General features: G+C 74.3%; 1 protein-coding gene. It reads right to left on the reverse strand.

What is annotated here, in order from left to right:
- Positions 1 to 37: 37 nt before the first annotated feature.
- On the reverse strand, positions 38 to 12,067 hold the full coding sequence (locus ACFQ8C_RS06965; RefSeq protein WP_383453053.1) for an SDR family NAD(P)-dependent oxidoreductase: 12,030 nt from the start codon (positions 12,065 to 12,067) through the stop codon (positions 38 to 40).
- Positions 12,068 to 12,146 lie beyond the last annotated feature (79 nt).

Below are 12,146 nucleotides of genomic sequence, written 5' to 3' on the forward strand. Positions count from 1 at the left end.
GCCCGGGATCTGTCGTCCCGGGCCCGGGACCCGGCGGTCACAGGGCGCCCAGCTCGCCGTCGAGAAGGTCGAAGATGTCCTCCGCGGTCGCGGATTCGATGTCGGTGTCACCGGCCGGCGGCGCGGCCGTCGTCCGGGCGTTCCAGGCGGCCATCAGCTCGCGCAGCCGGACGGTGACGGCGGCCTCGTCGGCCTGGTCGACCGATCCGAGCAGCGCCTCCAGGCGGTCGATCTCGGACAGGGAGGCGGCGCCGCCCCGTGCCTCCTCGGCCGCGTTCCCGCCCTCGCCGCCCACGGGCTCGTCCTCGTTCCCGTCCCCGGTGCCGAACTGCTCCTGGAGGTGAGCGGCCAGGGCGGCGGGCGTCGGGTAGTCGAAGACGACGGTCGGGGAGAGCCGCAGCCCGGTGGCGGCCGCCACCCGGTTGCGCAGCTCCAGCGCGGTGAGCGAGTCGATGCCGATCGCCTTGAAGGTGCGGCCGGCCTCGACCATGTCGGAGGTGGCGTGCCCGAAGACGATCGCCGTGTTCTCGCGGACGATGTCGAGCAGTTCCCGGTCACGGGCCCGCTTGGCCAGGCCCGCCAGGCGCTCGGCCGGAGAGACGGAGCCCGCGCGGTCCCCGGCCGTCGCCGCGGCCGCGGCCCGGCGCACCGACGCCCGGACGAGACCGCGGAGCAGCGGCGGGACGGGACCGGACGAGGCGTTGACGGCGGCCAGGTCGAGCCGGGCGGGGACCAGCGCGGCGGTACCGTCCGCGAGCGCCGCGTCGAAGAGGGCGAGCCCCTCCGGCGAGGTGAGGGCGGTGGCGCCGGCGCGCTCGTGGCGGCCGTGTTCGCCCTCCCCCAGGTGGGCGGTCATGTCGCTGCTCTCCTCCCACATGCCCCAGGCGAGGGAGACGGCGGGCAGGCCGAGCGAACGCCGGTACTGGGCGATGGCGTCGAGCGAGGCGTTGGCCGCCGCATAGTTGGCCTGGCCGGGGTTGCCGAAGACTCCGGCGGCGGAGGAGAAGAGGACGAACGCCGACAGGTCCAGGTCCCGGGTGAGCTCGTGCAGGGCGAGGGCCGCGCCGGTCTTGGGGACCATCACCTTCGCGAGGCGCTCGGCGGTCAGCGAGGGCAGGATGCCGTCGTCGAGGACGCCGGCGGTGTGGACGACCGCCGTGAGCGGGTGCTCGGCGGGGACCTCCGCGAGGAGTTCGGCGAGCGCCACCCGGTCGGACACGTCGCAGGCGGCGATCCGGACGTCCGCGCCGAGCCCGGTGAGCTCGCGTTCGAGGTCGGCGGCGCCGGCGGCGTCCCGGCCGCGCCGGCTGGTCAGGACCAGCCTGGTCACCCCGTACTCGGCGACCAGGTGCCGGGCGAGCAGGCCGCCCAGGGCGCCGGTGCCCCCGGTGACGAGCACGGTGCCCCGCGGGTCGAGCGGCACCGGCACGGTCAGGACGACCTTGCCGGTGTGCTTGGCCTGGCTGACGTACCGGAAGGCGTCGCGCGCCTGCCGGACGTCCCAGGTGGTCACCGGCAGCGGCGCGAGGGCACCGCTCTCGAAGAGCTCGACGAGCGCGGCGAGCATCTCGCCGATCCGCTCCGGACCGGCGTCCACGAGGTCGAACGCCCGGTAGCGCACCCCCGGATGGGCGGCGGCCACCTCTTCCGGGTTCCGGATGTCGGTCTTGCCCATCTCCAGGAACCGGCCCCCCTCCGGCAGCAGCCGCAGGGACGCGTCGACGAACTCGCGGGCGAGCGAGTCGAGGACGATGTCGACCCCGCGCCCGCCGGTCGCGCCGAGGAACGTGCCCTCGAAGTCCAGCGTGCGGGAGGAGGCGATGTGCGCGTCGTCGAGCCCCAGGGACCGCAGGGTGTCCCACTTGCCGGGGCTCGCCGTGCCGTACACCTCCAGGCCGAGGTGGCGGGCCAGCTGCACCGCCGCCATGCCGACGCCGCCGGCGGCGGCGTGGATCAGCACGGACTCGCCGCGCCGGGCCCCGGCCAGGTCCACCAGCGCGTAGTACGCGGTCATGAACACGATGGGGACGGCCGCCGCCTGCGCGAACGACCAGCCCTTGGGGATCCGGTGCACCGACCGGGCGTCGGCGATCACCGTCGGCCCGAACGCGCCGTCGAAGATGCCCATGACCCGGTCGCCCGGACGGACGCCGGTGACCTCCGGCCCGACCTCCAGGACGACGCCCGCGCCCTCGCCGCCGAGCACGAAGTCGCCCGGGTAGAGACCGAGGGAGAGCATCACGTCACGGAAGTTGAGCCCCGCGGCCCGCACCCCGATCCGCACCTGCCCGGCCGTCAGCGGCGCGGCCGCCTCCGGGGCCGGCACCAGCACCAGGTTCTCCAGCGTGCCCCGCACGGTGGCGTCCAGCCGCCAGGGGGCGTCACCGTCCGGCGCGACCAGCGCGTCGGCGGTCCGGGCCCGGGCGAGCCGGGGCACCAGCAGGGCGTCGCCGCGCAGGGCGAACTGCTGCTCGTCGGTGCCGAGCGCGGCCGACAGCCCCGCCCAGGCGGCCCCGTCGTCCTCCGCGAGATCCGCGAGGACCACCCGGCCCGGGTTCTCCGCCTGCGCCGAACGCACCAGACCCCACACGGCGGCCGGCGCCAGATCCCGCTCCCGCACCGGCTCCCCGGCGCGGGCGGCGACCGCGCCCGAGGTCACCAGGACCAGACGCGCGTCGTCGAAGCGGGGCTCCGAGAGCCAGGACCGGAGGAGGGCGAGGGTCCGCTCGACCGATGCCCCGACCCGGTCCGCGGCGCCGCGCTCCACGGGGATCCCGGGGGCGGGGCAGGGCAGGAGCACGACCTTCGGCAGCGGACCGGAGGCCGTGGCGAGGTCCTCCGGACCGGCGTACGCGGTGAACGGGATCCCGGCCCCGGCCAACGCCCGCCCGGCGGACGAGTCCTCGCCGCCGAGCAGCCCCCAGCCGGTGTCGGACGGGACGGCTCCCGCCGTCGGCACCTCCGCCCAGTCGACCCGGAACAGCGCGTCCGACAGGAGGGACGCGTCGCCGCCGAGCTGGTCGGACGTGACCGGCCGCAGGACGAGGGAGTCGACGGACGCCACCGGCGCGCCGGTGGCGTCGGCCAGGGCCAGGGACACCGCGTCCGTACCGGCGGACGGGGAGATCCGCACGCGGACGGCGGCGGCACCGGAGGCGTACAGCGAGACCCCCGACCACGCGAACGGCAGCCGCGCGCCGGCGCCGTCGCCGGTGACGAAGTCACCGAGGCCGATGCCGTGGAGCGTGGCGTCGAGGAGCGCCGGGTGCAGACCGAAACGGCCCGCCTCCCCCGCCACCGACTCCGGCAGCTCCACCTCGGCGAACACCTCGCCGTCGAGACGCCAGGCCGCACGCAGCCCCTGGAACACCGGGCCGTACGCCAGCCCGGCCTCCGCCAGAACCTCGTAGACGCCTTCCACGGAGGCCTCGACCGCACCCGCCGGCGGCCAGACGCCCAGGTCCGCGTCGCTCGCCGGCCGGGCCGTGGACAGGACGCCGGTGGCGTGCCGCGTCCACGGACCGTCGCCCAGGTCGTCCTCGGCGCGCGAGAACACCGAGACCGAACGCCGCTCCTCCCCGTCCGCCTCGCCCACCAGGACACGCAGCTGCACGCCGCCGTCCTCGGCGAGCGCGACGGGCGCCTCCAGCAGGAGCTCGTCCAGCGTGCCGCAGCCGACCTCGTCGCCGGCCCGGATCGCCAGCTCCACCAGGGCCGCGCCCGGCACGATCACCCGGCCCAGCACGCGGTGGTCGTTCAGCCACGCGTGCGTGCGCGGCGACAGCCTGGACGTGAACACCAGACCGTCGGACTCGGGCAGCGCGATCGAGGCGCCCAGCAGCGGGTGCCCGGCGGACTTGAGGCCGACCGACGCGACGTCCTGCGTGGTGTCGCCGGCGTCCTCCAGCCAGAAGGTCTGCCGCTGGAAGGCGTACGTCGGAAGCTCGACCCGGCGCGCGCCGGACTCGGCGAAGAAGGAGTCCCAGTCGACCGAGACGCCGCACAGGGCCTCCCAGTCGAGGTCCACGCCACGCCGGTGCAGCTCCGAGACCGCCTTGGTGATGCCCGGCGCCTCGGGCTGTTCGCGGCGCAGCGCGGGGACGAGGAGCGCGCCGGTGTCCTCGGGGAGGCAATGACGGGCCATGGCCGTCAGTACGCCGTCGGGGCCCAACTCCAGGTACGCGCCCACGCCTTCGGCGTCGAGCGTACGGACGGCGTCGTGGAAGCGGACCGCCTCGCGGACGTGCCGCACCCAGTACTCGGGGTCGGCGATCTCCTCGGAGACGGCCGTCCCGGTCAGCGTCGACACGAACGGGATGCGGGGGGTGTGGAACTCCAGGCCTTCGACGACCTCGCGGAACGCGTCCAGCATCGGATCCATGAGCGGGGAGTGGAAGGCGTGGCTGACCCGCAGCCGCTTCGACCGCACACCCTCCGCCGTCAGAGCCTCCACGACGGTCTGGACCGCGGCCTCCGCCCCGGAGATCACGACCGCCGTCGGCCCGTTGACCGCCGCGATCGCCGCGCCGTCCGCCAGGAGCGGGGCGACGCGCTCCTCACCCGCCTGGACCGCGACCATCACACCGCCCGCAGGCAGCGCCTCCATCAGCCCGCCACGCGCCGCCACCAGGGCGGCCGCGTCCCGCAGGGAGAGGACACCCGCCGCGTGCGCGGCGGCGATCTCGCCCACCGAGTGACCGGCGACGAAGGCCGGACGGATGCCCCACGACTCGGCGAGGCGGTACAGCGCCACCTCGATCGCGAAGAGGGCGGGCTGGGTGAAGCCCGTACGGTCCAGCAGCCCCTGGCCCTGGTCCTGGCCCTCGCCCTGGTCCTGGTTCTCGAAGACGACGTCCTTCAGAGCACGGTCCAGCAGCGGGTCCAGCTCCGCGCACACCGCGTCGAACGCCTCCGCGAACACCGGGAACGACTCGTACAGACCACGACCCATCCCCAGCCGCTGCGCACCCTGCCCCGTGAACAGGAAGGCGAGTCGGGCACCTGCCGGGTCCTCGGCGGCCGGGACGTTCGACGTCGCGCCGTCGCGGATCAGGGCCCGCAGACCGTCGAGGAACTCGCCGCGGTCCCGGCCGACGACCACCGCGCGGTGGTCCATCGCGGAACGGGCCATCAGCGAGGAGGCCACGTCGGTCACGCCCAGCTCGGGGCGCGCCTCCACGAAGTCGAGGAGCCGCGACGCCTGCGCCCGCAGCGCCTCCGCCGTCCGGCCCGACAGCATCCACGGGACCATTCCGCCGCCCGCGGGCTCGCCGGCCCCCGCCTCCGTCCCGTCCTCGGCCCCGGCTTCCGGGGCCTGCTCCAGGATGATGTGGGCGTTGGTGCCGCTGATGCCGAACGAGGACACGCCCGCGCGGCGCGCCCGGCCGGTCTCCGGCCAGGCCTGCCCCTCGGTCAGGAGCTGGACGGCGCCCGCCGTCCAGTCGATCTGCGAGGAGGGCTCCTCGACGTGGAGGGTGCGCGGGAGGACGCCGTGGTGCATGGCCTGCACCATCTTGATGATGCCCGCGACACCGGCGGCGGCCTGGGTGTGGCCGATGTTGGACTTCACCGAGCCCAGCCACAGCGGCCGGTCCTCGGGACGGTCCTGGCCGTAGGTGGCGAGCAGCGCCTGCGCCTCGATCGGGTCGCCCAGCTTGGTACCGGTGCCGTGCGCCTCCACCACGTCCACGTCCACGGTCGTCAGACCGGCACTGTCGAGCGCCTGGCGGATGACGCGCTGCTGGGAGGGACCGTTCGGAGCGGTCAGACCGTTGCTCGCGCCGTCCTGGTTGACGGCCGAGCCACGCACCACCGCGAGTACCCGGTGACCGTTGCGGACCGCGTCCGAGAGCCGCTCCACGAGGAGCATGCCGACGCCCTCGCCCCAGCCCGTACCGTCCGCGCCCTCCGCGAACGACTTGCAGCGGCCGTCCGGAGAGAGGCCGCGCTGACGGCTGAACTCCACGAAGGTCCCCGCCGACGACATGACCGTGACACCGCCGGCGAGCGCCAGCGTGCACTCGCCGCGCCGGAGCGCCTGGACGGCGAGGTGGAGCGCCACCAGGGAGGAGGAGCAGGCGGTGTCGACCGTCACCGCCGGACCCTCAAGGCCGAAGAGGTACGAGACACGGCCCGAGGCGACGCTGCCGCTGCTGGCGGTGCCGCGGAAGCCCTCCAGGCCCTCCGGCACGGAGCGCAGCCTGGTCAGGTAGTCGCGGTACATGAGGCCGGCGAAGACACCGGTGCGGGAGCCCCTGAGGGACTTGGCGTCGATGCCCGCCCGCTCGATGGCCTCCCACGCCGCTTCCAGGAGCAGCCGCTGCTGCGGGTCCATCGCCAGCGCCTCGCGCGGCGAGATCCCGAAGAACTCGGCGTCGAAGTCGGCGACGTCGTGCAGGAAGCCGCCCTCGCGGGTGTACGAGGTGCCCCGGTGCTCCGGGTCCGGGTGGTAGATCGAGTCGAGGTCCCAGCCGCGGTTGACCGGGAAGGAGGAGATCCCGTCCGCGCCCTCGGCCACCAGGCGCCACAGGTCCTCGGGGGACTCGACGCCACCCGGGTAGCGGCAGCTCATGCCGACGATCGCGATCGGCTCGTCGTCCGCGGCCACCGCCGCGCCCACGGCCCCGGCCCCGGCCCCGGCCGCCGCCGTCTCGTCGTCGCCGAGGAGCTCCGAGCGGAGGTACTCGGTCAGCGCGGTGGGCGTCGGGTAGTCGAAGACCAGCGTCGCGGGCAGGGTGAGACCGGTGACGGGGCCGAGGGCGTTGCGGAGGTCGACCGCCGTGAGCGAGTCGAAACCGAGCTCGCGGAAGGCCCGGTCGGGGTCGACCGTCTCCCCGCCCGCGTACCCGAGGACGGCGGCGACATGCTGCCGTACGAGGCCGACCAGGGTCGCGTGGCGCTGCTCCTCCGGCAGTGCGAGCAGCTGCTGGCGAAGCGAGGCGTCGGCCGCCTTCGCCGAGGAGGCGGTGGTGCGGTGGCGGGGTGCCGTGACCAGACCCCGCAGGAGCGCGGGTATCTCGGCACGACCCCGCAGGACCCGCAGGTCCAGCGGAACCGCCACCAGCAACGCCGCGTCCACACACAACGCCGCGTCGAACAACGCAAGACCCTGCGCCTCACCCAGGACCTGCACACCCGAGCGCTCCACACGGCGGACGTCCTGCGCGTCGAGCCCGCCCCCCATACCGCCGACGCCGTCCCACAGACCCCACGCCAGAGACAGACCCGGCAGACCCTGCGCACGGCGGTGCTCCATGAACGCATCGAGGAAACTGTTCGCCGCCGCGTAACCGGCCTGACCCGCGCCACCGAAGACACCGGCGACGGAGGAGAAGACGACGAACGCGGAGAGGTCCAGGCCGTCCGTCAGCTCGTGGAGGTGGACGACCGCGTCCACCTTGGGCGCCAGAACCGCGTTCACACGGTCGGCGGTCAGCTCGGTCACCACACCGTCGTCCAGAACACCCGCCACGTGCACCACCGCGGAAAGCGGACGATCCGCGGGAACGGAGGACAGGACCTCCGCCAGCGCCGAACGATCCGTCACGTCACAGGCAGCCACCTTGGCCGACGCACCCAACTCGGCCAGCTCCGCGACCAGTTCACGCGCACCCGGAGCCTCCAGACCACGACGGCTCGTCAGGAGCAGATCCCGCACCCCGTGAACGGTCACCAGATGACGGGCGAACACCGCACCCAGACCACCGGTACCACCCGTGACCAGCACCGTGCCCGCACCGAACCCGGCGACGACCTCAGAACCCGGCGCCACCCGGCCCAGACGCGGCACACGCACCACGTCACCACGCACCGCCAGCTGAACCTCACCGGAATCCAGCGCCGCCGGAACCAGGCCCCACGAAGAGTCCTCGCCCGTCACGTCGAGCAGGACCAGACGGCCCGGGTTCTCCGCCTGCGCCGAACGCACCAGACCCCACACCGCCGAAGCGGCCAGATCCTCGACCCGGTCACCCGCACCCGACGTCACCAACACCAGCCGGGAACCGGAGAACCGCTCCTCCGCCAACCACGACTGAACGACACCCAGAGCCCACCCGACCGCCTCCCGCACCTCACCGGCAGCGGGGCACGGCAGCAGTACGACCTCCGGAGCGGGAGCGTCGTTCGTCCGCAGCTCCTCCAGACCGGCGTACGCGGTGAACGGGATGCCCGCCGCCGCCAGTCCGCGCCCGACGGCCGAGTCGTCGGCGCCGAGCAGCGCCCAGCCCGCGTCGGACGGCACCGCTCCTCCCGTGACCACGGGCAGCTCCGCCCAGTCGAGGCGGAAGAGCGCGTCGCGCAGTGCGGCGGCCGTCGCGTCCCCGGCGAGCTGGTCGGACGTGACCGGCCGCAGCGCGAGGGAGTCGACGGACGCCACCGGTGCGCCGGTGGCGTCGGCCAGGGCCAGGGACACCGCGTCCGTACCGGCGGACGGGGAGATCCGCACGCGGACGGCGGCGGCACCGGAGGCGTACAGCGAGACACCCGACCACGCGAACGGCAGCCGCGCGCCGGCGCCGTCGCCGGTGACGAAGTCACCGAGGCCGATGCCGTGGAGCGTGGCGTCGAGGAGCGCCGGGTGCAGACCGAAACGGCCCGCCTCCCCCGCCACCGACTCCGGCAGCTCCACCTCGGCGAACACCTCGCCGTCGAGACGCCAGGCCGCACGCAGCCCCTGGAACACCGGGCCGTACGCCAGCCCGGCGCCGGCCATCACCTCGTAGATGTCCTCCGTGTCGGCCTGGACCGCGCCGGCCGGCGGCCAGACGCTCAGGTCCACACCGCTCGCCGAGTCCGCGACGGACAGGACACCGGTGGCATGCCGCGTCCACGGACCGTCACCCAGGTCGTCCTCCGACCGCGAGAACACCGAGACCGAACGCCGATCCTCCCCGTCCGCCTCGCCCACCAGGACACGCAGCTGCACGCCACCGTCCTCGGGAAGCACCAGCGGCACCTCAAGGTTCAGCTCGTCCAGACGACCACAGCCCGCCTCGTCACCGGCCCGGATCGCCAGCTCCACCAACGCCGCACCCGGCACCACCACCCGGCCCAACACCCGGTGATCGTCCAGCCACCCGTGCGAACGCAGCGAGAGACGGCCCGTGAACAGGAAGCCGCCGCCCTCGGCGAGGGCGATCGCGGTGCCCAGCAGGGGGTGGCCGGCGAGGCTCAGGCCCAGTGCGGCGGCTGCGGCGGAGTCGCCGACGCGGGCGGCGCCCGCCGGGGCCTCCAGCCAGTAGCGGTCGCGCTGGAAGGCGTACGTGGGCAGGTCGGTGGTGCGCGGCCGGAGGTCCGCGAAGAACGCGGACCAGTCGACGCGGATGCCCCGGGTGTGGAGCCGTGCGACGGCGGCGAGCAGCGAGCCGACCTCGGACCGGTCCCGGCGGAGCGTCGAGACCAGGGCGGTGTCGGCGTCCTCCTGGGTCAGGCACTCGCGGGCCATCACGCTCTGCATGGCGAGCGGTCCGACCTCCAGGTAGGTGGTGACGCCCTCGCGCTCCAGGGTGCGGACCGAGTCGCAGAACCGCACCGCCTCGCGGACGTGCCGCACCCAGTACTCGGGGCTGCACACCTCCTCGGCGCTCAGCAGCTCGCCGGTCAGGGCGTCCACCATCGGGATGGTGGGGGCCCGGAAGTCGAGGCTCGCGGCGACGCGGCGGAAGTCGTCGAGCATCGGGTCCATGTGCGGGGAGTGGAAGGCGTGGCCGACGAGGAGCCGCTTGATGCGGTAGCCCTCGGCCTTCCAGCGGTCGCCGAGGGCGACGATCAGCTCTTCGTCGCCGGAGACGACGAAGGCCTGCGGTCCGTTGACGAGCGCGATGTTGACCCGGCCGTCCAGCTCGTCGAGGGCTTCCCGTACGACCTGCTCGGGGGCCTCGACGGCCACCATGCCGCCGCCCGGCGGCAGGGCGTTCATGAGGCGGCTGCGGCTGGTGACGAGGGTCGCGGCGTCCGCGAGGGAGAGCACGCCCGCGACGTGGATGGCGGCGGAGTCGCCGATCGATCCGCCGGCGATCAGGTCGGGGCGCAGACCCCAGTGTTCGAGCAGCCGGTACAGGGCCACTTCGAGGGCGAAGATGGCGGGCGACGAGTAGCCGGTGCGGTCGAGGAGTTCGGCCTCCGGGGTGCCCTCCGCCGCGAAGACGATGTCCCGGATGGGGCGGTCGAGGTGCTTGTCGAGCTCCGCGCAGACCGCGTCGAAGGCGGCGGCGAAGACCGGGAAGGCCTCGTACAGCTCGCTGCCCATGCCAGGGTGCTGGCTGCCCTGGAAGGTGAAGAGGAACGCCGTCCTGCCCGCTGCCGGGACGCCCTGGACGACGGCGGGCGCGGAGCCCCCGAGGGCCAGGGTGTCGAGGCCGGAGAGGAGTTCGGCGCGGTCGGCCGCCACGACGACGGCACGGTTCTCCATGGTGCCGCGCGAGGTGAGGAGGGAGTACGCCACGTCCAGGTCCGTCGCCGTGACCGGCGCGTCCTCCTCGTCCCGCCGGAGGAAGGCGGCCAGGCGGGCGGCCTGGTCGCGGAGGGCGGCGGGGGTCTTTCCGGAGAGGGCGAAGGGGAGCGCGGAGGGCGCGGTGGGCGCGGTGGGGAGCGGGGTGACGGACTCGGTGGGGGACGCGGTGGTGGACGGGGTGGCGGACGGGGCCGCCTCCGTCTCGGCCGTCGCCGCTGCCGCCTCGGCCTCGGGGGCCTGCTCCAGGATGATGTGCGCGTTCGTGCCACTGATGCCGAACGAGGAGACGGCGGAGCGGCGCGGGCGGCCCTGCTCCGGCCACGCCTGCTCCTCGGTGAGCAGCTCGACGGCGCCCGCCGTCCAGTCGATCTGCGAGGAGGGCTCCTCGACGTGGAGGGTGCGCGGCAGGACGCCGTGGCGCATCGCCTGCACCATCTTGATCACACCCGCCACACCGGCGGCGGCCTGGGTGTGGCCGATGTTCGACTTCACCGAGCCCAGCCACAGCGGCCGGTCCTCGGAGCGGTCCTGGCCGTAGGTGGCGAGCAGCGCCTGCGCCTCGATCGGGTCGCCCAGCTTGGTGCCGGTGCCGTGCGCCTCGACGGCGTCGACGTCGGCCGCCGTCAGGCCGGCGCTGTCGAGCGCCTGGCGGATGACGCGCTGCTGGGAGGGACCGTTCGGAGCGGTCAGACCGTTGCTCGCGCCGTCCTGGTTGACGGCCGAGCCACGGACCACGGCGAGTACCCGGTGACCGTTGCGGACCGCGTCCGAGAGCCGCTCCACGAGGAGCATGCCGACGCCCTCGCCCCAGCCCGTACCGTCCGCGCCCTCCGCGAACGACTTGCAGCGGCCGTCCGGAGAGAGGCCGCGCTGACGGCTGAACTCCACGAAGGTCGCGGGGGTCGACATGACCGTGACACCGCCGGCGAGCGCCAGCGTGCACTCGCCGCGCCGGAGCGCCTGGACGGCGAGGTGGAGCGCCACCAGGGAGGAGGAGCAGGCGGTGTCGACCGTCACCGCCGGACCCTCAAGGCCGAGGGTGTACGAGATCCGGCCGGAGGCGACGCTGCCCGCGCTGCCGTTGCCGATGTAGCCCTCCAGCTCCTCGGGGACCTCGGCGACGCTGGTGGCGTAGTCGTGGTACATGAGGCCGGCGAAGACGCCGATCCGCTCGCCCTTCACCGACAGCGGGTCGATGCCCGCCCGCTCCAGCGCCTCCCACGACGTCTCCAGGAGCAGCCGCTGCTGCGGGTCCATCGCCGTCGCCTCGCGCGGCGAGACGCCGAAGAAGCCGGCGTCGAACTCCGCCGCGCCCTTCAGGAAGCCGCCCTCGCGGGTGTACGAGGTGCCCCGGTGGTCCGGGTCCTCGTCGTACAGCCCCTCCACGTCCCAGCCGCGGTCGACGGGGAACGGGGAGACGCCGTCGGAGCCGGAGGCCACCAGGCGCCACAGGTCCTCGGGGGACTCCACACCGCCCGGATAGCGGCAGCTCATACCGACGATCGCGATCGGCTCCGTGGCCTCGGCCTCGACCTCGCGCAGGCGCCGGGACGTCTGGCGCAGGTCGGCAGTGACCCGCTTGAGGTATTCAACAAGCTTCGTCTCGTCGGCCATCGTTCTACTGCCCTCTCAGGGAATTTCTTCGGCTCGGAGCCGTGAGGTAGCGAAAAGGGACCCGCCGCGCCCGGCGGTG

The sequence above is a fragment of the Streptomyces sp. NPDC056503 genome (assembly GCF_042794995.1).
Taxonomy (GTDB): Bacteria; Actinomycetota; Actinomycetes; order Streptomycetales; family Streptomycetaceae; genus Streptomyces.

What these genes read in the sequence shown, in the direction of transcription:
- ACFQ8C_RS06965 (WP_383453053.1), bottom strand. Translation starts at nt 12,067, where the DNA reads ATGGCCGACGAGACGAAGCTTGTTGAATACCTCAAGCGGGTCACTGCC.